Origin of the sequence: Pilimelia anulata (genome assembly GCF_014647895.1) — a bacterium.
Lineage (GTDB): Bacteria > Actinomycetota > Actinomycetes > Mycobacteriales > Micromonosporaceae > Pilimelia > Pilimelia anulata.
The window spans coordinates 78142-99488 of sequence record NZ_BMQB01000004.1 but is presented as its reverse complement, the minus strand read 5'-3'; the positions used below and the strand labels follow the sequence as shown (position 1 = coordinate 99488).

The following is a 21347-nucleotide window of genomic DNA, read 5'->3' as shown; positions in this document are numbered from 1 at the left end:
CGCGTTGCCCTGGTCATCGGCTCCCCCAAACATCGTTGCGGATGGCTGGCGCGCACCACCGGACGGATCGGGAACGGCGGCCGCGCCGCGCCCCCCGAAGCGTGGATAGAAGGTATCGCCGTCGATACGTCAAACCAACCCGCACGACGTCGAACTGGCCGGACGTCCGATCGGGCCGGACTGTCCGGCCAGTCCGGTGCGCCGCGCCGCCGCCGACCCGCCCGGTCCCGACTCCACTTCGGACCGATCGGCGCGCGGATGAACGCGCCCCGCCGTGGCGCCCCGGCCGCCCGAGCGCCACCTGTGCCACGCGGCGCTCGGCGCCCGGCGGCCGCGGGGCAGCGGGGCGGGGCGGGGCGGGGCGGGGCGGGGTCGCCCGGCGGTCAGGCCGGGTCGATGGCGGCGGTCGACTCCCCGACCCGCAGGGCCGCGTCGTCGGCGATGCTCCGCTTGACCACCGCGAGCGCGACCGGCCCCAGCTCGTGGTGCCGGACGGCCGTGCCGACGAAGCCGACCGCCCGCCCCTCGGCGGTCAGCACCGGGGTACCGGCGGCCGGCGCCAGGTCGGTGGCCACGCCGTCCAGGTGCAGCAGGACCAGCCGGCGCGGCGGCCGGCCGAGGTTGTGCACCCGGGCCACGGTCTCCTGGCCGCGGTAGCACCCCTTGTCCAGGTGCACGGCCGGGCCGATCAGGTCCACCTCGGCGGCGATGCTGCGGTGGTCGGTGTCCACGCCGACCCGCGGGATCCGGGCGGCGACCCGCACCGCCTCGTATGCCCACACCCCGCACAGCGGGACGCCCAGCCCCGCGACCACGTCCGGGACCGCGGGCCGGGGCACCACCAGGTCGATGCCGAGCCGCCCGGCCCGGGCGAACCCGCCCGCGGGCAGCGGCACCACCGGGTAGGCGCTGGTCGGCGCGGCCGCGACCGTACCGGCTGGGAACTTCGGCCCCGGCACCGGCGCGACGGCCGCCGCCCCCGGCAGCGGGACGCCCAGCGCCGCGGCGGCGTCCGGGCCGACCAGCGACAGCACCGCCCACTCGGCGGTGGCGTCGCGCGGCTCGACCCGGGTGAGGAACCGCATCCGGTCCAGGAACCCGAGCAGGTCGGCCGCGGCGCCGGGCTCGGTGTCCAGCCAGACCGTGCCGCCGACGGCGGCGACCAGGGCGTGCTGCTCGATGTGCCCGTTCGGCGACAGGACCAGCAGCTCGGTGCCGGCCGGCTCGGCCAGCGCCGTCAGGTGCTGGGTGGTGAGGCTGTGCAGCCAGCTCAGCCGGTCCGCGCCGGGGACGGCCAGCACCCCGCGGTGCGACCGGTCCACCAGGCCGGCGGCCCGTTCCAGGGTGCGCTGCTCGCGCAGCGGGTCGCCGTAGTGCGCGGCGACGGAGGCGACGCCGGCGGCGCGGTGCGCGGCGCTCGGCTGGTCGACGGTCTGCGGATCGATGGCCTCGGCGGCCACCGCCCCCTGCTGCGCGATCACATGCCCTCCCTGCGGCCGGCCTCCATCCTAGGCCGCACCGCCCGGCCGGGCCGCCGCGGCGGCGGGGCGGGCGGCGTAGGCTCGGGGGGTGGGCGAGCAGCAGCGGGTCGTGGCCGTACTCGGGCGGGGCGTCGTACCGGCGGACACGCCGGTCGTGCGGGCGGACGACATCGGCGTCCTGCGCGGCGACGGGGTCTTCGAGACGATGCACGTGCGCGGCGGCCAGCCCTGGCTGCTGCGCCAGCACCTCGACCGGATGGCCCGCTCCGCCGCCCGGCTCGACCTCGACCTCCCGCCCGCCGCCGCGCTGACCACGCTGGCCGCGCAGGCGTGCGAGCAGTGGCCGGCCGACCGCGAGGGCGCGCTGCGGCTGATCTGCACCCGCGGCCCCGAGGGCGGCCCGGCGGTCACCGTCCTGGCCCTGCTCGGCCCGGTCCCGCCGGCGTCGCGCGCCGCCCGGTCCGGCGGGGTGACCGCGATCACCGCGTCGCTCGGCGTCGCCGCCGACGCGCGCACGGCCGCGCCGTGGCTGCTCGGCGGCGCCAAGACCCTGTCGTACGCGATGAACATGGCCGCCCTGCGCTGGGCCGCGGCGCAGGGGGCCGACGAGCTGCTGTGGGTCGCCACCGACGGCTGGGCGCTGGAGGCGCCGACGTCGTCGCTGCTGTGGTCGGCGGGCGACGAGCTGGGCACCGTACCGGCGACGACGACGGGCATCCTGCCCGGCTGCACGGCCCGCTACCTGCTCGACCACTCCCACAAGCTCGACCTGCGCCCGGTCGAGCGGATGATCACGCCGGCGGAGCTGCGCGGGGTGGACGGGGTGTGGCTGGTGTCCTCGGTCCGCGGGGTGGCACCGGTCCGGCGGCTCGACGACGCGGACCTGCCGACCTCCCCGCTGACCGCCGCCCTCCTCGACCTGGCCGGCTTCCCGACCGCCTGACGCCCCGGCCGGACGGCCGCCGGCCCGGGGTCGGTCGGCCGCGGGGGAGTCGTCAGCCGCCGGCGCGGATGAGGCGGGCGGAGAGGTGCGGGTTCAGGCCGCGCCCCTCGGCCGCCATCTCCTGCGCGTACAGCAGCGCCCCCTCGACGATCCCGAACAGGCGGTGCCCGGCCGTGACCTCCTTCGCGGTCACCGTCCGGATCACCACGTCGGTGGCCAGCTCCAGCTTCACGCCGTCGAGCTTGCCGAGGTACAGCTCCATCACCCCGGTCGGCGAGGTGAGCAGGGCCTCGACCTCGTCGGTGCCCTTGCCGTCGACCAGCACCGGCCGCCACCAGCCGACCTCGCGGAACGCCGGCCGGACCGGCTCGGACACGTCGTTGAGGATCCACGACCGGGACTCGTACGACAGGAACGGCCGCCCGTCGTGGGTGATCCTGATCTCCTGGGCGTAGTCGAAGTCCTCGATGCCGGGGTAGCCGCCGCGGCCGCGGCCGCGCCACAGCCCGACGTACGGCAGGAGGCCGAGCAGCGCCGGGTGCAGGTCCGGCCCGGTGCGCAGGTCGTAGGTTTCCTCGTACGGGTACGGCTCCACCGGCGGCGCGTTCAGCCAGGGGGGCGGCTGCATCGGGTTCTCGCTCGTCACCCGGCGAGGATACGCGCCATCCGCGCGCGGCGGGGCGGCCGGCTAGCGGCCGCGGATCAGCCGGACCGCGAGGTACGCCAGGCCGCCGGCGAGCGCCCCGAACGCCGCGACGAGCAGGCTGACGAACCCGACCTCGGTCACCATGATGGCCACCATCCTAAGCTGTCGGCATGGCCGACAACCCCTCGCTCGTCGTCAAAGCCACCGCCGGTACCGACGCGCCCGAGCGGTGCGCGCAGGCGTTCACCGTCGCGGCGACCGCCGCGGCGGCGGGCGTGCCCGTCTCGCTGTGGCTGACCGGCGAGTCGGCGTGGCTCGCGGTGCCGGGGCGGGCGGCGGAGTTCGCGCTGCCGCACTCGGCGCCGCTGGACGACCTGCTCGCCGCGGTCCTCACCGCCGGCACGGTGACGGTGTGCACGCAGTGCGCGGCCCGCCGGGAGCTGACGGGGGCGGACCTGCTGCCGGGCGTCCGGATCGCGGGCGCGGCGGCGTTCGTCGAGGAGTGCCTGGCCGACGGCGCCCGCCCGCTCGTCTACTGAGGCCGCGGTCAGCTCGCGGCGGGTGGTTCGTAGCCGCTGTGGGTGACCCGCAGGCGGTCGCCGCTGCGCTCCCACAGCAGCGCCGCGCCGCCCGCCCCGCGCACCCACCGCTGCGGCGTGCCCGGCAGCGGGCGGCCGAGCCGGGCGGCGAGCCCGTCGCCGGACGGCAGCGGCGCGCCCTCGACGGTGACCGAGCTGGCCGCGCGCCCGTCCGGCAGCCGGACCAGGACCCGGACCGGGTCGCCGCCGGCCAGCCAGCCGGCCAGGCCGGGGATCGCGGCGTCGGCCGACCCGTCGGCCGGTGGGGCCGGGGTCCAGCCGGGCGAGGCCGGGCGGCAGCCGGTGGAGATCAGGACCGCGATCGCCGGCCCGGACGCCGCGGCCGTCAGCGCGACGAAGTCGCCGGCGTCGGCGGCCAGCCGCGGGCCGTCCGCGGACCGGCCGAGGCTGGCCCCGTACCCGGCGGGGAGGGCCCGGCGCAGGGCGGCGAGCAGGGCGGCGGCGTCCCCGCCGGGGGCGACGACGGTCAGCTCGCGGTCGAGCGCGGCGCCGGGGCGCAGCGGGGTGAGGTCGCAGCTCCGGAGCCGGGCCGGGTCCAGGACAAACGGGGCACCGGCCGCCGCGGCGGCGCGGGCGACCTCGACGGTGGCGCGGTCGACGGTCGGGGCGGCGGCGGCGACCGGGCGCTGCTCGCGGACGGTGGCCGGGCCGTCGGCGGCGGACCGGTACCCGAGGAGGGCCAGCAGCAGGCCCCAGGCGACGGCGGCGGCGACCAGCACCCGCCGCCACGGCCGGGGGACGGTCGGCGGCGGCGCGGCGGATCCCTCGGTCACCGCGCCATCGTAGTGCCGCGGCCCGGGCGCCCCGCCGGCCCGCGGGCGGGCCGCGCCGGGGGCTGCCGGGGCGCGCGGGTCAGGCGGCGACGGTGATGTCGGTGGGGTTGATGCCGGGTACCGCGGTCAGCCGCGCCCGGGCGTTGCCGGACCGGGACAGCACGCGCAGCGTCCAGTCGCCGGGCGCGGCGAAGAACCGGTACTCGCCGGCCGCCGAGGTGACGACCTCGGCGGCGAACTCGCCGGTATGGTCCAGCAGCCGGACGTACGCGCCGCCGACGGGCGCCCCGCCCGCGCGCACGATGCCGCTGATCACCGTGTCCCTGGTCACATCCACTCCCGCGGGCAGGGGTGCCTCCTGCAACGGAGCGGCACACCCGCTCACCGCCGACACCACCATGATCATGCCTCCCCGGGTCGGTCCCCCAGTGCCACCGGCACGCCGACGAGCGAGCCGTACTCCGTCCAGGAGCCGTCGTAGTTCCGTACGTTCGACATTCCCAGCAGTTCTCTGAGCACAAACCAGGTGTGAGCCGATCGCTCCCCGATCCGGCAGTAGGCGATCGTGGGCCGGTCCGGGTCCAGGTCGGCGTACAACGCGCGCAGCTCGTCGTCGTCCCTGAACGTGCCGTCCTCGTTCGCCGCCCGGGACCACGGCACGCTCACCGCGGTCGGGATGTGGCCCGGCCGCTGCGACTGCTCCTGGGGCAGGTGGGCCGGGGCGAGCAGCCGGCCGGCGTACTCGTCCGGCGAGCGTACGTCGACCAGGTTGCAGGAGCCGAGCGCCCCGAGCACGTCGTCCCGGAAGGCGCGCAGGGTGCGGTCCGGCTCCCCCGCGGCGTACGCGGTGGCCGGCCGGCTGACCGGGAGGTCGTCCATCGGCCGCCCGTCCAGCTCCCAGCGCTTGCGGCCGCCGTCGAGGAGCCGGACGTCGGCGTGGCCGTACACGGTGAAGTACCAGTACGCGTAGGCCGCGAACCAGTTGTTGTTCCCCCCGTACAGCACCACCGTGTCGTCGGTGGCGATGCCGCGGGCCGAGAGCAGCGCCGCGAACTGCTCCCGGTTCACGAAGTCCCGGCGCACGGGGTCCTGCAGGTCCGTGCGCCAGTCCAGCCGCACGGCGCCCGGCAGGTGGGCCTTGTCGTACACCGTGGTGTCCTCGTCGACCTCGACGAAGACGACGCCGTCGGCGCCCAGGTGCTCCTCGGCCCAGTCGGCGGAGACGAGGGCGGTGTCCCGGCTCATGCGCAACCCTTCGCTGGAGGTGTGACCCGTCCGGGCCGATGACCCGGCCACAGGGCCGATTATCCAGGTTCGGGGCGATTCGCGGGTCAGCGCAGCGATACGTCCGTCGTCGTCCCGGTGATCGTCAGCCCGTCCGGGCCCGGCTCGACCCGCTCGATCGTGAGCGGGAAGGGCAGGTCGGGGAGCTGGAGGTCGATCGACATCTTCGAGCCGAAGTCGCGGACGGCGTCCCGGACGCTCGCGTCGACCCGGTCGCCCTCGACGGTGACCTGCTCGAACCGGATGCCGATCGTGTCCTCGTCCGGCTCCAGCCGGCCGATGCCGACGACGGTGAAGTCGCGGCCGAACAGCGAGACCGGCAGCCGGGCGCGCAGCTTGCCGTCGACGCCGGACAGCTCCAGGCCGGGCTGGTTGGCCAGCGTGGCGACGGTCGGGTAGTCGATCAGGGCGGTCCCGGTCATCGTCTTGGCGACCATGTCGCCGCCGTCGAGGATCTGGTCCAGCCGGGCCCGCACGTCGCGGAAGCTGACGGCCAGCCGGGGCAGCCGGACCGCCGACGCGCTCCGCCGGACGCCCTCGGCGCGGACGTCGGTCAGGGTGACGTCCACCTGCCGGTACTCGCCGGTGAGCACTTGCCAGAGGAACGGGAAGCCGCGGACCCGGACCGTGGGGTCGCTGGCCGTGACCTGCCGGGTGATCAGCCGGTCGTGGATGGTCTTGCCGATCTGCTCCTCGCCGACCATCGCGGCGAACTTGTCCAGGCCGACCAGCGAGCCGAGAACGATCAGCAGGATGAGGAGGGTCTTGACGACCCGGCGCCGCTTGGGGCGCGGCGCGTCGGGCGCGTGTGAGTGAGCCATGTTCACCAATTAATGAATATTTAATAGACGGGTGTGAGTATCCTAAGTCAGCCGGTCGGCAAGAGGAATAGGGCGTTCCCCACATATGCGACCGGCGCGGCGAGCGCGAACCCGGCGATCGGGCCCTGCATGTGCCGGGCGATCCAGAAGGTCGGCGGGTCCCCCGCCATCTGCCGCCCGGCCTCGGCGTAGTTGGCGCCGAGGTCGGTGAGCACCGCCGCGCAGGCGCACAGCAGCCCGAGGACGGCACCGTTGGTCGGGCTGAACGGGCTGATCAGGTAGCTGCCGAGCAGGGCACCGGCCGCCGTACCGGTCATCGCGCCGATGACGACGCCCAGCGCGCCCCGCGGCACCTGCGGGGCCAGCCGCGGCGTCGCGGAGATCGGGTCGGTGAGCCGGGCGACGACCAGGCCGACCCCGGCGGCGGTCACGCAGAGCGTGATCGTCTGGGTACCGGCGGGCGTCCGGGTCAGTACCACCAGTGTGGCGAACGCCACCACGCCAATCATGATCATGAGGGTGGCGCCGAGGGACTCGGTGACCCGCTCGCGGTCCGCGCGGCGCAGCAGCTGCGCCAGTACGGCCAGCCCGAAGCCCGCCGCCGCAACCAGGCCGAGCGGCGCCAGGGACGCCTCGTCCGGCAGCACCGCGCCCAGGTCGGCGCCGAGCGCCACGAGCAGTGACACGCCGAACACGGCCGGCAGCGCGGGCGGGCGCATCGCCATCGTCGAGGCGAGGATGAACAGCAACTGCACCCCGAGGATCACCGCGACGTACGGCAGCCGCCCCGACCCCAGCCCGATCCCCTGCGCGCCCAGCGTGAGGCCCACCGCGAGCAGCGCGGCGAACGCGGCCACGGCGACCGAGAGCACCGGCGAGACCGGTACGGGCTCGGCCGACTTGGCCTCCCGGGCCGCCTCGACCCGGGCCGCCTCGGCCGTGACCCGCGGGTCCTCCGCCACCTCCCGCGCGGCCCCCGCCGGGGCGCGAGCGCCGGTCAGCGCGGGGTCGTCATCGGCCCACGGGTCGGAGCCGGCGTCAGTTCTGGAGGGGGTCACGCAGTCGATGGTGCCAGACGCGCGGTCGAGCCCGGTGCGCGGCGCGGCCGCTATTCTCGGGGGTCTGAGCTTCCGCCCCGCCGCGGCGGCCGGTCCGCCGGCCGGTCCGCCGGGGGCCGGACCGCCGCCCGGCCGGGGCCCGCGGCGCGGCCGGTGACGGCGCCGGTGCGCAGCGCACCGCCCGCGCGGGGGACGGAGGTGGGAACGGTGCGCCTGCTGGTGCTGACGGCCACGGTCGATGCCGCCGCCGTGCTGCCGGCGCTCGACCTGCTCGGCCACGTCGTCCGCACCGCCGACCGGGACGTGCGCGAGCTGGTCGCCGCGCCGGAGGCCGACGCCCTCCTCGTGGACGCCCGGGCCGACCTCGCCGAGGCCCGCGCGACCTGCCGGATGCTGCGGCACACCGGCCTGTCCGTACCCCTGCTCGCCGTCGTCGACGACGCCGGGCTGGCGGTCGTCCGGGCCGACTGGGGCATCGACGACGTCCTGCTCACCGGCGCCGGCCCGGCCGAGGTCGAGGCCCGGCTGCGGCTCGCCGTCGGCCGGCTGCGCGCCGAGGACCCCGACGGGGGCGCGGCCGGCGGGCCGGTGCGGGCCGGGGACCTGACGATCGACCCCCAGACGTACGCGGCGCGGCTGCGCGGGCGGCCGCTGGACCTGACGTACAAGGAGTTCGAGCTGCTGCGCTTCCTCGCCCAGCACCCGGGGCGGGTGTTCAGCCGGGACCAGTTGCTGCGCGAGGTGTGGGGGTACGACTACTTCGGCGGCACCCGAACGGTGGACGTGCACGTCCGGCGGCTGCGGGCCAAGCTCGGGCCGGAGCACGAGGCGATGATCGGGACGGTGCGGCAGGTGGGGTACAAGTTCGTCGTGCCGCCGCCGCGCGCGGTCCCGGACGCCGAGCCGGCCCGCACCTGACCGGCACCGCCGGCCGCACTCTCGCCGCGCTCCCGTCGGTGGTCGGCGTCGGGGCCGTCGGTGGTCGGGGTCGGGGCTCCCGTCGGTGGTCGCGATGTGCGGTCGGTGCGGGTGGGTCGGGGAGCCGGCGGTGCCGCGGTGGTCGGGGCGGCGGCGGGCGGGCGCGGCGGTGGCTACGGTGGGGCGGTGACGCCCTTCGCCGTGCTGCCCGCACCCGCCCCCACCCCGACGCTGATCGCCGCCGTGGCCGCGCTCGCCGCCCTCGCCGACACCACCGACGGCGCCGCGGCGCTCAGCGAGCACACCCTGCTCGCGCTGCGGCACGGCGGCGCCGGCACCCACCTGGTCGCGCGCTGGACGGAGTCCGGCGAGGTGGTCGGGTACGCGCACCTCGGGGCGACCGGCGCCGAGTGGGTCGTGCACCCGCTGTGGCGCCGCCGCGGCATCGGCCGCGCCCTGGCCACGGCGGCCCTCGCCGCCGCATCGGCACCGGGCGCGGCGGGGAGCCCCGCGCCGGTAGCCGCGGCGGACGCCACCGCCACCCCACCGGGCACCGCCGACGCCGCACCGGGCACCGCCGGATCGGATGCCGCCCCGAGCGGCCCGGTGTCCGCGGCGGACACCGGCGGATCGGGCGGCGCCGATGGCGCGGGCGGTGTGCGGCGGGACGGCACGGTCGGTAGCGGGCTGGCCGTGTGGGCGCACGGGGACCACCCGGCGGCGAGCGCGCTCGCCCTGCGCCTCGGCTTCGCCCGCGCCCGCGAGCTGTGGCAGCTCCGCCGCCGGCTCACCGACGACGCCGCGGCCCCGGAGCTGCCCGCCGGCGTCCGGCTGCGGGCGTACGTGCCCGACGCCGACGACGCCGCCTGGCTGGCGCTCAACGCCCGCGCCTTCGCCAGCCACCCCGAGCAGGGCGCGTGGACGGCCGACGACCTGGCCCAGCGGCGGGCCGAGCCGTGGTTCGACCCGGCCGGCTTCCTGCTGGCCGAGCGCGTGGACGACGGCGCGCTGGTCGGCTTCCACTGGACGAAGATGCACCCCGCGGCGGGCGGCACGGCGGCGCTGGGCGAGGTGTACGTGCTCGGCGTCGACCCGGCCGCGAACGGTCGCGGGCTCGGCCGCGCGCTCACCCTGGCCGGGCTGCACCACCTGCGCGGGCGCGGGCTGGACACCGTCCTGCTCTATGTGGACGAGGCGAACGCCGCCGCGGTCCGGCTGTACACCCGGCTGGGCTTCGTCCGGCACACCACCGACGTGCAGTACCGCCACTGAGGAGGGCCGGCGGCGGCGCGCGTACGCCGCCGGAGTGAACCACGTTCCGTCACGGATCCGCCACGGTCGGGTTACGTCGACCGGCGTACATCGACCGCCGTCCGGCGCGCGCCCCTGGCTCCGCGACGCGGGCTTGTGGCCGAATGCTAGCTGTCCGATTTGCCGGCGTTTGCCTAGCGTATAGCGCAGACGGGTCAGCCGCTCCCCCCGCTCCCGCGGGCGGGGCGCCGACTATTCCACCTTGCGCCGCCAGGTCCCGGCGGCCCCACGACGACGGAGGTAGCCATCGCGCGCTGACCAACGACACATGTGCTTACCAGCGAGTGGGGCGGTCCGGACGCGGACCGCCCCACTCGCTGTGTGCATCGGCGCGCGCCGATTACCGAACGGGGCGGGATCTCGTTTCCGTCTATGCGTGCCGTAACCGATTACGACCGGCCGGGTTCGCCGGTCCGCACTGTCCGCCGCTTTGACCGATATACCTGTTGACATTGATGTCGGGAATCGATTCACGTAACGGACATGTGACCCTTCCGGGCACGCCACGCATACGGTTTTGCCTGTTCACCGGGCGTTCAACTCGGTCGACTTCCCCGGTCACCTGCTGCCCCTACGTTCGCACTCGATGGGCCAGTGGCTAGCTGGTTCATCTCCCTGACAGAGAGGCACATTGAGGTGAACCGCAACACGCGCTACCGCGCCGGTCTGGCCGGTCTCGCGCTGGCCGCACTGGCCCTGACGGGTTGTTCCAACGGTGACAAGGGAACGAGCGACCCGGCGGCCGGCGGCCTCGGCGACCTCTCCGGCGAGCTGAAGGCGTCGGGGGCCAGCTTCCCGGACGCGTACTACCAGGAGGTCATCGCCAAGTTCAAGGACGCGGCGCCGAAGCTGACCGTCACGTACAACCCGGTCGGCTCCGGTACGGGCAAGGAGGAGTTCGGCAAGGGCCTCACCGACTTCGCCGGCACCGACAGCCTGGTCAAGGACGGGCAGGGCCCGAAGACGGGCGAGTTCCTGTACGTCCCGACGGTGGCCGCGCCGATCACCATCTCGTACAACCTGACCGGGGTCAGCGACCTCAAGCTCAGCCCGGACACGCTGGCGAAGGTCTTCTCCCGCCAGGTCAAGGTCTGGAACGACCCGGCGATCGCCGCGGACAACGCCGGCGTGACCCTGCCGGCCACCCCGATCACGGTCGTGCACCGGTCGGACGGCTCGGGCACCACCAGCAACTTCACCAAGTACCTGGCCGCGGCCTCGCCGCTGTGGAAGCTCGGCAGCGGCGACACCGTCGCCTGGCCGGCCGACACCCAGGCGGGCGCCAAGAACAGCGGCGTCGCCCAGCTCATCAAGCAGGGCAACGGCGCGATCGGCTACGTGGACCTGAGCGACGCCAAGGCCACCGGCCTGACCTTCGCCGCGGTGAAGAACAAGAACGGCGAGTTCGTCGCCCCGACGCTGGAGGGGGCCACCGCCGCGCTGGCCGGCGCCGAGGTCGCCGCGGACGTCAGCTACAGCCCGCTCAACGCCGCCGGCGCGGGCGCGTACCCGATCACCGCGCCGACATTCCTGCTGGTCAAGACCAAGTACGACGACGCCGCCAAGGCCAAGGCCATCAAGGGCTTCATCACGTACCTGCTCAACGACGGCCGGGACATCGCCGCCGAGGTCAACTTCGCGGTCCTGCCCGACGCGCTGAAGACCAAGGCGCTCGCCCAGCTCGACAAGATCTGATCCGACGACCGGCAGCCGCCGGGGGGACCCGGTCCGCCCGGCGGCTGCCCGCATCCCACAGCCAGCGACCACGCTGATGGAGTTGACCTTGACCAGTCCCCCCGAACCGAACGGCCGCAGCGCCGCGGCTCGGCACCAGCGGAGCGCCGCCGCCGCTCCCGCCCTGGCCAGTCACGGCCGGGACCTGTTGGGCGACCGCCTGTTCCGGTACCTGTGCCTCGGCTCCGGCCTGGCCGTGCTCGCCGTCCTCGCCCTGATCCTCCTCGCCACCCTGCAGCAGAGCTGGCCCGCGCTGCGCGAGTCCGGGCTCGGCTTCCTCACCGACAGCGCCTGGGTACCCAACGACCCCGACGGCGACGGCCCGCAGCGGGCGTCGTTCGGCGCGCTGGCGTTCATCTACGGCTCGCTCGTCGTCTCGGCGCTGGCGCTGCTGTTCGCGGTCCCGGTGGCGGTCGGCATCGCGCTGTTCCTCACCCAGGTCGCGCCGCGCAGGCTGCGCGGGCCCGCGATCACCGTCATCGACCTGCTGGCCGCCGTACCGTCGGTGGTCTTCGGCCTCTGGGGCATCCTGGTCGTGGCGCCCGCGCTGGGCCCGGTGTACGGCGCGATCCACCGCGCGGTCGACGGCATCCCGGTGCTGGACACGGTCCTCGGCGAGCCGGTCAGCACCGGCCGCAACTACCTCACCGCCGGCCTGATCCTGGCCATCATGATCATCCCGATCATCACCTCCCTCTCCCGGGAGGTCTTCACCACCGTGCCGTCGGCGGACATGCAGGCCGCGTACGCCCTCGGCGCGACCCGGTGGGAAATGATCAAGGGTGCGGTGTTCCCGCACAGCTTCGGCGGCCTCGTCGGCGCCGTGATGCTCGGCCTCGGCCGGGCGATGGGCGAGACCATCGCGGTCGCGCTGGTGATCGGCAGCTCGGTCCAGATCACCGCGAACCTGTTCGCCTCCGGCGACGCGCTGCCCGCGGTCATCGTCAACCAGTTCGGCGAGTCCGGGCCGCTGCACCGGTCGTCGCTGATCGGGCTGGGCGTGGTGCTGTTCGTCATCACCGTACTGGTCAACGTGCTGGCGCGGTTCGTCGTCCGGCGCGCGGAGATCCGGATGAGGGGGGCCGCCGCATGACGGTCGCACCGCCGCGGCCGACCCCGGCCCTGAACCTGACCCGCCGGGCGCTGCCCGCCGAACGGCGCGTCCGCAACCAGCTCGCCAACGCCGCGATGTACGCGGCGCTGGCGCTCGCCGCCATCCCGCTCGCCCTGATCATCTACAAGGTGGTGGCGCAGGGCGCCGGCGCGATCTCCGCCGAGTTCCTCACCGCGGACATCCCCAACTCGCCGCGGCGGACCGGCGGCGGCATCTACCCGGCGATCATCGGCACCCTGGTGATCACCGGTACGGCGGCGCTGCTGGCCATCCCGCTGGGCGTGCTCGGGGCGGTCTACCTCAACGAGTACGGCCGCGGCTCCGCGCTGGCCAAGCTCATCCGCTCCATGTCCGACATCATGACCGGCGTCCCGTCGATCGTGATGGGCCTGTTCATCTACGTGGTCCTGGTCGTCCCGCTCCAGCAGAAGTCCGGCTTCGCCGGTGCGCTGGCGCTGGCCTGCCTGATGCTGCCGGTGGTCATCCGCAGCACCGAGGAGGTGCTCCGGCTCGTCCCCGAGGACCTGCGCCAGGCGAGCGCGGCGCTGGGTGCCCGGCGCTGGTACACCACCCTGACGGTGGTCATCCCGGCCGCCATCTCCGGCATCACCAGCGGCGCGATGCTCGCCATCGCCCGGGCGGCCGGCGAGACCGCGCCGCTGATCTTCACGATCGGCCTCACGTACCGGTCGAACTGGTCGCTGGGCGGCGAGAACGTCGCGCTACCGGCGCTGATCTTCAAGAACGCGTCCGAGCCGTTCCCGGCGGCCAACGGCCGCGCCTGGGGCGCGGCGATCACGCTCGTGGCGATCGTGCTCGCCGCCACGGTCATCGCCCGGCTGATCTCGGCCCGGTTCGCCATCAAGGAACGCTGACCAGGTTCGGCAGGAGGAAAACAGGTGACCCAGATGACCCACCCGGACGGCTTCACCAGCGCCCCCGTCGCCGCGGGGCTGGTACCCGAGCCGCGGCACGCGCCCGGCCTCCCCCCGGTGATGTCGCTGGCCGACGTCAGCGTCTTCTACGGCGAGTACGAGGCCGTCCGCAACACCACGATGCCCGTGCACACCAACCAGATCACCGCCATGATCGGCCCGTCGGGCTGCGGCAAGTCCACGGTCCTGCGCTCGCTGAACCGGATGAACGACCTCATCGCCGGCGCCCGGGTCGCGGGCGGGATCACGTACCACGGCCAGGACATCTACGGCCGGGACGTGGACCCGATCCAGGTCCGCCGCCGGATCGGCATGGTGTTCCAGAAGCCCAACCCGTTCCCGAAGTCCATCTTCGACAACGTCGCGTACGGCCTGAAGATCAACAAGATCAAGAACGACGTGCCGGACCGGGTCGAGCAGGCGCTGCGCGGCGCCGCCCTCTGGGACGAGGTCAAGGACAAGCTGAAGACCTCGGGGCTGGCGCTGTCCGGCGGGCAGCAGCAGCGGCTGTGCATCGCCCGGACGATCGCCGTCCAGCCGGACGTGATCCTGATGGACGAGCCGTGCTCGGCGCTGGACCCGATCGCCACCAGCAAGGTCGAGGACCTGATGCACGAGCTGGCGGGCCAGTACACGATCGTGATCGTCACGCACAACATGCAGCAGGCGGCCCGGGTGAGCCACTACACGGCGTTCTTCACGGCGGAGGTGGACGACGCGGGCGTCCGGCACGGCCGCCTGGTGGAGTTCAGCGAAACCGGCAAGATCTTCACCAACCCGGCCGACAAGCGCACGGAGGACTACATCACCGGCCGCTTCGGCTGATCCCCGGGGCCGGCCGGGACGGGTCCACGTCCCGGCCGGCCGCACCGGTCACGGCCCCGCCGCCGACCTCCGCGCCGACCGGGTCTGGCGTACGATGCGACCGGCAGGACGGGCGGGAGTGGGCAGGCGCATGGACCGGGTACGGCGCCGCATTCCGGGCGTTGTCACCGCGCTCTGCGTATACGTCGTCATCCGCGCCACGGCACTGGCGGTGCTGGCCGTGTGGGCGGACCGCAGCGGCACGGACCTGCTCACCATCCTCGGCCGGCGCTACGACTCCGCCTGGCTCGTCGGCATCGCCACCCACGGCTACGACGCGGGCGCCCCGCCGGGCAGTGCGTCCAACCTGGCCTTCTTCCCGCTGTACCCCCTGCTGATCCGCCTGGTCGCGCTGCTGCCGGCCGTCGACCCCGTGGGCGCGGGGCTGTTCGTCGGCTGGGTCGCCTCGCTGGCCGCCGCGGCCGGGCTCTACCTCGTCGGGAAGCAGGTACGCGACCGCGGCACCGGGCTGGCGCTCGTGGCGCTGTGGGCGGCGCTGCCGCACGCGGTCGTCCAGCAGATGCTGTACACGGAGTCGCTCTTCACGGCCCTGGCGGCGTTCTGCCTGCTCGCCCTGCTCCGCGGCCGGTGGCTGGTCGCGGGCGCGCTGTGCGCGGTCGCCGGGCTCGCCCGGGCGAACGCGCCGGCGCTGATCGCCGCCGTCGGCGTCGCCGCGGGGATGGCGCTGTGGCAGCGATTCCGGACGCGCGGTACCGACCCGGCGGCGGGCCCGTGGTGGCGCCCCGTCGCCGGCGCCGCCCTCGCCCCCGTCGGCTGGCTCGCCTACCAGGGCTGGGTCGGCCGGCGGCTGGGTCGGTGGGACGGCTGGTTGCAGGTACAGAGTGTGTGGGGGTCCCGCTTCGACGGCGGCGGCTGGACCCTCGGCACGGCGGCACGGCTGCTGACCGACCGGTCGGTCGCGCTGGCGATCTCGATGGTCGTACTGGTGCTGTTCCTCGCCGTCCTCTCGCTCGCGATGCTGCGGGCGCCCGCGCCGGTCGCGGTCTACGCGCTGGTCTCGCTGCTGCTGGTCGTCGGCACGGCGGGCTTCTTCCACTCGAAGGCCCGCCTGCTCATTCCGGCCTTCCCGCTCCTGCTCCCCCTGGCCGCCATGCTCGCCGACGCGGGCCCCCGAAGCCGCTGGACGGCCCTGGCGGGCGCGGGCCTGGTCTCGGCCTGGTTCGGCGCGTACCTGAGCCTGATCTGGACCCAATCCCCCTGAACCCGCCACCCGAGATCAACATCGGGGGTGGGGTACGACGTCGGCACCCCACCCCCGATGTTCACGCGCCGGTGGCGTCCTCGGTGGACATCAGGTGGCGGATGGGGCGGGAGATGGCAGCCAGGACCAGGCCCAGGGCGATCGCCACCGCGCCGATCACGCCGAAGTACGGGACCTCGTTGTCGGCGGAGTACGAGCCCGCGAGGGTGCCGGCCAGGGCCGAGCCCAGCGAGACCGAGAGGAAGAACAGCGCGACCATCTGGGTGCGGAACGCCGCCGGCGCCAGCGTCGTCGCCGCCGACAGGCCCACCGGGGACAGCAGCAGCTCGGCGAGGGTGAAGAAGAACAGGATGCCGACCAGCGGCAGCAGCGACACGCTGTTCGCCCCGCCCCCGGCCAGCGGGATGAACAGCAGGAACGCCGCGCCCATCACGATCGTGCCCAGGGCGAACTTCAGCGGCGCGGACGGCTGCCGCGGGCCCAGCCGGGTCCACAGCGCGGCCAGCACGCCGGCGAAGACGATCACGAAGATGGGGTTGATCGAGTTGACCCAGGCGATCGGCATCTCGCCGCCGAGGATGTGCCGGTCCAGCCGCTCGTCGACGTAGATCGGCAGGACGGTGAACTGCTGCTGGAACAGCGCCCAGAAGGCCGCGCTGGCGATGAACAGCGGGATGAACGCCAGCACCCGGCGCCGCTCGACCCGGCTGAGCGCCCGGTTGCCCAGGATGATCGCGAAGTACGCCACGGCAGCGGTCAGGGCCAGCCCGACGACGACCGTGGAGAGCCGGTCCGCGGTGATCACGCCGGTCACCACCAGCACGGCGAGGACGCTCAGCGCCGCGGCGGCCACCGCGATGTACAGGGCGCGGTGCTGGCGGGGCAGCGGGCGGTCCACGCCGCCGCCGAGTTCGCGGATGCGGCGGCGGCCGAGCCGGTACTGGATCAGCCCGAGCGCCATCCCGACGGCCGCGACGCCGAAGCCGAGGTGGAAGCCGTACGACTGCTGGAGCCAGCCGGTGAGCAGCGGGCCGAGCAGGGCGCCGATGTTGATGCCCATGTAGAAGATCGAGAAGCCGGCGTCCCGGCGGGTGTCGCCGTCGGGGTACAGGGTGCCGACGAGCGAGGTCGCGGTGGCCTTGACGCCGCCGCTGCCGAGCGCGACGAGGACCAGGCCGACGCCGATGCCGAGCAGGCCGGGCAGGACGGCGAGCGCGATGTGCCCCGCCATCACCACCCAGGCGCTCGCGAACAGCACCCGCTCCCGGCCGAGCAGCCGGTCGGCGAGCCAGGCGCCGAGGATGGTGGAGAGGTAGACGGTGCCGCCGTACGCGCCGGCGATGCTCGTCGCGGTGGCCCTGTCGATGCCGAGGCCGCCCTCGGCGGCGGTGAAGTACAGGTACAGCACCAGGATGCCCTGCATGCCGTAGAACGAGAACCGCTCCCACAGCTCGAGGCCGAACAGGTTCGCCAGCGCGCGCGGCTGGCCGAGGAAAGTGCGCTCCGGGGCGCGCGTTGGCTGGATCATGCCCCGCACTATGGCACACATCGACGAGTGCCGAATTAGGCCGCCCTAACCAGGTGACGCGGACCATTCCGGGAGCGGGCCGCGGGCCGGCTCCCCCACCGGTCCCGCGGCGCCACCATGTGCCGCGGCCGCCCCAACAGCAGCCGCCCGGTACGCCCGAGCACCGAAGTCCCCCGTAGGGCGTTACCCCAAACCTTAATCGCTAACGGTACTCGTTTTCAACTAATCGACCACCGCGTACGGCCGCCCGTCCACCAATTCCAGCCGCGGCTGGAGCGGCCGGACCGGCGTGCGCGCCGCCGCGGCGGCCAGCGCCGCGCCGACGTCGGCGAAGCCGGCGAGCGACTCCAGCGTGCCCGCCGTCGGCGGCAGCATCGCCAGCTCGCCGCGCCGCCAGCCGGCCAGCGCGTCGGCCGGCGGCAGCCAGCGCACCTCGTCGGCCTCGCCGGAGACGTCCCGCGGGCGCTGGCCGGCGGGCAGGGCGGCGAGGAAGAAGTACGTGTCGAACCGGCGCGGCTCGAAGTCCGGCGTCACCCACCGGCCCCACGGCACGAGCAGGTCCGAGCGCAGCACCAGGCCGGCGTCGGCGAGCACGCCGGTCAGGCTGCGCTCGCGGCGCAGCAGCGCCTGCCGGGTCGCCTCCCAGGCCGGGGTGTCGACGTCGCCGACGACCGTACCGGGGCCGGGGCCGGCGAGCAGGACGCCCGCCTCCTCGAACACCTCGCGCACCGCCGCGGCCACGACCGCGCCGGCGGCCGCGCCGGACAGGCCCAGGTGGGTGGCCCACGCGGTCCGGTCGGGGCCGGCCCAGCCGACCTCGGCGTCGGCGTCCGCGGGGTCGACGCTGCCGCCGGGGAAGGCGTACATGCCGCCGAACGCGGCCATCGTCGCGGCCCGCCGCAGCAGGTACGCCTCGATCCCGTCCCCGGTGCCGGCGGGGCGCAGCAGCACCACCGTGGCGGCGACCCGCGGGGCGGCCGGCGGCGCGCCGGCGGCGGCGAAGGCGGCGGCCTTCTCGGCGAGGGCGGGCGGTAGCGGCCAGCGCGTCGGCGTAATGTCCCCAGTCACCTGTTTTCTCCCTGCTCGGCGGCGGATCACGCCCACTCTGCCACTCGTTGCCCCGGCGGAAATCGTCGCCGGGCTGCGGACCCGCGTATCCGGGGCCCGATCGGGGATCCCCGGTTCGGGTGAGTGGGCCGGCGCCGGAGCGTCCACGACAGACAATGGGGGCCATGTCGAGTCTCCGCCGACGCCTCCGGACCGCACGCCGACAGCCGATGCTGGTCAAGGTCGACCTCTCCGGCCGGCTGGAGCCGAAACCGGACCGCTTCTCCCAGTTCGTTTCGCTGCTCACGGTCGTCGTGACGGCTTTTGCCGCGAGCTGGGCGGCGCGGGGCATCGTCGCCACGGCCGAGGAGAGCAAGCGCCAGCGGCAGATCACCCTGACCGGGCAGCTCACGGACAGATTCAACAAGGCGATCGAACAGCTCGGTACGCCGGGAGCGGACAAGCTCGACATGCGGCTCGGCGGCATCTATTCGCTCGAGCGCATCATGCGCGAATCGGAGTTCGACCAGTCGACGATCGTCGAGGTTCTGTCGGCGTTCGTGCGGAATCGTACCCCCGCGCGCACCGCCGCACCGGAGAAGCAGGACATCGACGTGGAGGCCGCGATACGCGTTCTCGCCCGGCGGCCGGAGCGCCCCGACCCCAGTGCCCGCGGCCGGGTGAACCTCCAAGCCACCAACCTCAGCGGCGTCCAACTGTCCCATGCCGACCTTCGCGGTACCGACTGCAAGCTCTGCAAAGTGAACAACGCCATTCTGTGGCGCATCAACCTGTCCGAATCAGAACTCGTCGCCGCCGAATTCACGAAGGCCACCATGAATCATGCTCACCTCCGGAATGCGCAACTATTCCTGGCGGATTTCGCCGGTACCGATCTCGGCGAGTCCGACCTTTCCGAGGCGGTGGCCATCAAAGCGAAGTTCGGGACTGCCAACCTCGCCAACGCCGAGCTGATCCGGGTGGTTCTCCTGGACGCCGATCTCCGGGGCGCCCGGCTACCGGATTCGGACCTGAGTGGGGCCCACCTCGCGCGGGCGGACCTCAGGGGCGCCGACCTGACCCGCGCTCGGCTCGCGGGTGCGAACCTCACCGGCGCGAGGATGGCCGGAGCAAAATTGGCCGGAGCGGATCTATCGGGCGCATGCGGCGCGCCGCCGATCACGCCGGTCGAGCACTGTCCCCCGCTGGCGCCCCGCGTCAGTGACCGGGTTCGGCAGACGCTCGAAAGTTTCTGACCGAGCCGTCGGCGGACCGCCGTGGCAGCCCGCCGACAGTCGCGCGTCGTCAGTGGAACAGTGGGGCGATGGCCAGGTGGACCAGGCAGGCGATCACGCCCGCCGCCGGGATCGTCAACACCCACGCCGTGACGATGTTCCCCGCCACCCCCCATCGCACCGCCGAGAACCGCTTCGTCGCCCCCACGCCCATGATCGCCGAGGTGATCGTGTGCGTCGTGGAGATGGGCATGCTCAGCGCCGCCGCCGAGTACAGCACCGACGACGCCACCGCCTCCGCGGCGAACCCCTCGGGCGGGCCGAGGTGGATGACCCGGCGGCCGAGGGTCCGGATGATCCGCCAGCCACCCGCGTACGTGCCCAGCGCGAGGACGGTCGCCGAGGTGAAGAAGACCCAGGTCGGGATGTGCTCGTTGTTGGCCTGGAAGCCGCCGGTGTACAGCGCCAGGACGACGATGCCCATGGTCTTGGCGGCGTCCTGCATGCCGTGGCCGACGGCCATCGCGGCGGCGGACAGCGACTGCGCGAGGCGGAAGCCGCGGTTCAGCCGGCCCGGGTTGCCGCGGCGGAAGGTCCACATGATCGCCACCATCGCCGCCCCGCCGAGGAAGAAGCCGACCAGCGGCGAGGCGATCATCGGGATGACGACCTTCTCGAGGATGCCGTCCCACAGCACCGTGCCGGAGCCGAACATCGTGGCGCCGACCAGCCCGCCGATCAGGGCGTGCGAGGACGACGAGGGCAGGCCGAAGTACCAGGTGATGAGGTTCCAGGCGATCGCGCCGATCACGCCGGCGAGCACGATGCCGAGGCTGTCCATGCCGGTGGGCAGGCTGACGATGCCGCTGCCGACGGTCTTGGCCACCTTGGCGCCGGCGAAGGCGCCGAGCAGGTTGCCGACGGCGGCGATGGCCAGCGCCACCCGCGGGGTGAGCGCGCGGGTGGAGACGGACGTGGCGATCGCGTTGGCGGCGTCGTGGAAGCCGTTGGTGTAGTCGAACGCCAACGCCGCCAGGATCACCGCCGCGACCGCGATGAACTCGGGGCTCACGGGGTCAGGACTCCTTGACCGCGATGGTCTCGACGGTGTTCGCCACGTGCTCGAAGGCGTCGCAGGCGGCCTCCAGCTCGTCGGCGACCTCCTTCATCTTCAGGACCGTGAGCGCGTCGTACTCGCCGGAGAACAGCCGGACCAGCAGCATCCGGTACGCCCGGTCGCCCTCGTTCTCCAGCCGGTTGATCTCGACCCAGTACTCGGACAGGTCCTTCATGACCTTGAGCTGCGGCATCGCCGTGGCGGTGACCTTGGCGCACTGGTCCAGGACGTTGACCAGCTCGTGCAGCTCGCGCGGGAGCGCGGGCAGGTCGGTGAGGCCGTACAGGTAGATGAGGCTGCCGGCGGCCTCCATGTGGTCCATCACGTCGTCGAGCAGCGACCCGAGCCGGTAGATGTCCTCCCGGTCGAACGGCGTGATGAACGTCGAGTTGATCTTGTTGTACAGCTCGTGGGTCAGCTCGTCGCTGTCGTGCTCGACCTCGACCAGCCGCTCGCTCACCGACTGCACGTTGACCCCGGGCAGGGCCAGCTCCAGGAGCAGGTCGGTGCCCTTCACCAGGTTCTGCGCCGCCCTGGTGAACAGCTCGTAGAACACACCCTCGGACGGACGGAAGGAGAACTTCACCGCAGGGCACCTCTTAGCCTGGTCGCTCACGACCCCGGCGACGCCGGGCTCTAATGTCCGATGAACTCACCGCGAATGCTAGGTAACCCCCACCAGCGGCGGACAGCCAGGTGCGGCGCCACCCTTTGCCT

At 74.0% G+C, this 21347-nt stretch carries 21 protein-coding genes and 1 pseudogene; 10 read left to right on the top strand and 12 right to left on the bottom strand.

Going from position 1 to position 21347, the window contains the following annotated elements:
* Positions 1-383: 383 nt before the first annotated feature.
* Positions 384-1481: a CAF17-like 4Fe-4S cluster assembly/insertion protein YgfZ gene (ygfZ, locus tag IEY94_RS10600; protein ID WP_189169951.1), complete on the bottom strand. Its 1098-nt coding sequence runs from the start codon at positions 1479-1481 to the stop codon at positions 384-386.
* A 109-nt stretch (positions 1482-1590) separates the two neighbouring features.
* Here ygfZ and IEY94_RS10595 point away from each other — a divergent pair.
* Positions 1591-2437, top strand: a pseudogene (locus IEY94_RS10595) (aminotransferase class IV); the annotation flags it as partial.
* 39 nt (positions 2438-2476) lie between these two features.
* On the opposite strand, the gene IEY94_RS10590 reads toward IEY94_RS10595, so the two are convergent.
* The gene (locus IEY94_RS10590) at positions 2477-3070 is read right to left on the bottom strand and encodes a heme-binding beta-barrel domain-containing protein (protein ID WP_189169950.1); all 594 of its coding nucleotides are present in this window, start codon (positions 3068-3070) and stop codon (positions 2477-2479) included.
* Positions 3071-3112: 42 nt separating this feature from the next.
* Positions 3113-3214, bottom strand: coding sequence for a small membrane protein MtfM (mtfM, locus tag IEY94_RS23975; RefSeq protein ID WP_268244833.1), 102 nt, complete (start codon positions 3212-3214; stop codon positions 3113-3115).
* A 26-nt stretch (positions 3215-3240) separates the two neighbouring features.
* Here mtfM and IEY94_RS10585 point away from each other — a divergent pair, with 26 nt between their 5' ends.
* Positions 3241-3609, top strand: a complete 369-nt coding sequence (locus IEY94_RS10585; protein WP_189169949.1) for a DsrE family protein — start codon at positions 3241-3243, stop codon at positions 3607-3609.
* Between the two features lie 8 nt (positions 3610-3617).
* Here the strand turns inward: IEY94_RS10585 and IEY94_RS10580 are convergent, their stop codons facing one another.
* The 5 genes from IEY94_RS10580 to IEY94_RS10560 all read right to left on the bottom strand — a co-directional run bounded on the left by IEY94_RS10580 (position 3618) and on the right by IEY94_RS10560 (position 7605).
* Complete coding sequence (locus IEY94_RS10580; protein ID WP_189169948.1) at positions 3618-4442, bottom strand: hypothetical protein; 825 nt, start codon at positions 4440-4442, stop codon at positions 3618-3620.
* Positions 4443-4521: 79 nt separating this feature from the next.
* Positions 4522-4842: a DUF1416 domain-containing protein gene (locus IEY94_RS10575; protein ID WP_373291268.1), complete on the bottom strand. Its 321-nt coding sequence runs from the start codon at positions 4840-4842 to the stop codon at positions 4522-4524.
* 2 nt (positions 4843-4844) lie between these two features.
* Complete coding sequence (locus tag IEY94_RS10570) at positions 4845-5687, bottom strand: sulfurtransferase (protein ID WP_189169946.1); 843 nt, start codon at positions 5685-5687, stop codon at positions 4845-4847.
* 86 nt (positions 5688-5773) lie between these two features.
* Positions 5774-6547, bottom strand: a complete 774-nt coding sequence (locus IEY94_RS10565) for an LmeA family phospholipid-binding protein (RefSeq protein ID WP_189169945.1) — start codon at positions 6545-6547, stop codon at positions 5774-5776.
* A gap of 47 nt (positions 6548-6594) precedes the next feature.
* A complete protein-coding gene (locus IEY94_RS10560) occupies positions 6595-7605 on the bottom strand; it encodes a hypothetical protein (RefSeq protein WP_189169944.1) in 1011 nt (336 codons plus the stop codon).
* A 207-nt stretch (positions 7606-7812) separates the two neighbouring features.
* Between IEY94_RS10560 and IEY94_RS10555 the strand changes: the two genes are divergently transcribed.
* From IEY94_RS10555 to IEY94_RS10525, 7 genes are all read left to right on the top strand, one after another.
* Positions 7813-8523 carry a winged helix-turn-helix transcriptional regulator gene (locus IEY94_RS10555; protein WP_189169943.1) on the top strand — a complete coding sequence of 237 codons (711 nt, stop codon included), beginning with the start codon at positions 7813-7815 and terminating at the stop codon, positions 8521-8523.
* 186 nt (positions 8524-8709) lie between these two features.
* Positions 8710-9795 carry a mycothiol synthase gene (gene mshD / locus IEY94_RS10550; RefSeq protein ID WP_229783516.1) on the top strand — a complete coding sequence of 362 codons (1086 nt, stop codon included), beginning with the start codon at positions 8710-8712 and terminating at the stop codon, positions 9793-9795.
* Between the two features lie 675 nt (positions 9796-10470).
* Positions 10471-11529: a phosphate ABC transporter substrate-binding protein PstS gene (gene pstS, locus IEY94_RS10545; protein ID WP_189169942.1), complete on the top strand. Its 1059-nt coding sequence runs from the start codon at positions 10471-10473 to the stop codon at positions 11527-11529.
* Positions 11530-11617: 88 nt separating this feature from the next.
* Entirely contained in the window at positions 11618-12661 is a 1044-nt protein-coding gene (pstC, locus tag IEY94_RS10540) for a phosphate ABC transporter permease subunit PstC (protein ID WP_229783507.1), read from the top strand.
* Complete coding sequence (pstA, locus tag IEY94_RS10535) at positions 12658-13557, top strand: phosphate ABC transporter permease PstA (RefSeq protein ID WP_189169940.1); 900 nt, start codon at positions 12658-12660, stop codon at positions 13555-13557. The genes pstC and pstA overlap by 4 nt, the downstream gene beginning before the upstream one ends.
* A 33-nt stretch (positions 13558-13590) precedes the next feature.
* The gene (gene pstB / locus IEY94_RS10530; RefSeq protein WP_189170233.1) at positions 13591-14442 is read left to right on the top strand and encodes a phosphate ABC transporter ATP-binding protein PstB; all 852 of its coding nucleotides are present in this window, start codon (positions 13591-13593) and stop codon (positions 14440-14442) included.
* A 130-nt stretch (positions 14443-14572) separates the two neighbouring features.
* The gene (locus IEY94_RS10525) at positions 14573-15703 is read left to right on the top strand and encodes a putative hexosyltransferase (RefSeq protein WP_189169939.1); all 1131 of its coding nucleotides are present in this window, start codon (positions 14573-14575) and stop codon (positions 15701-15703) included.
* Positions 15704-15764: 61 nt separating this feature from the next.
* On the opposite strand, the gene IEY94_RS10520 is transcribed toward IEY94_RS10525, so the two are convergent.
* Both IEY94_RS10520 and IEY94_RS10515 read right to left on the bottom strand, forming a co-directional pair.
* A complete protein-coding gene (locus IEY94_RS10520) occupies positions 15765-17231 on the bottom strand; it encodes a peptide MFS transporter (protein WP_189169938.1) in 1467 nt (488 codons plus the stop codon).
* A gap of 222 nt (positions 17232-17453) precedes the next feature.
* Positions 17454-18299 carry an NUDIX hydrolase gene (locus tag IEY94_RS10515; RefSeq protein ID WP_229783505.1) on the bottom strand — a complete coding sequence of 282 codons (846 nt, stop codon included), beginning with the start codon at positions 18297-18299 and terminating at the stop codon, positions 17454-17456.
* A gap of 209 nt (positions 18300-18508) precedes the next feature.
* Here IEY94_RS10515 and IEY94_RS10510 point away from each other — a divergent pair, with 209 nt between their 5' ends.
* The gene (locus tag IEY94_RS10510) at positions 18509-19534 is read left to right on the top strand and encodes a pentapeptide repeat-containing protein (protein WP_189169937.1); all 1026 of its coding nucleotides are present in this window, start codon (positions 18509-18511) and stop codon (positions 19532-19534) included.
* 49 nt (positions 19535-19583) lie between these two features.
* Here the strand turns inward: IEY94_RS10510 and IEY94_RS10505 are convergent, their stop codons facing one another.
* Entirely contained in the window at positions 19584-20585 is a 1002-nt protein-coding gene (locus IEY94_RS10505) for an inorganic phosphate transporter (protein ID WP_189169936.1), read from the bottom strand.
* A 4-nt stretch (positions 20586-20589) separates the two neighbouring features.
* Entirely contained in the window at positions 20590-21216 is a 627-nt protein-coding gene (locus IEY94_RS10500) for a DUF47 domain-containing protein (RefSeq protein ID WP_189169935.1), read from the bottom strand.
* Between the last annotated feature and the right edge of the window lie 131 nt (positions 21217-21347).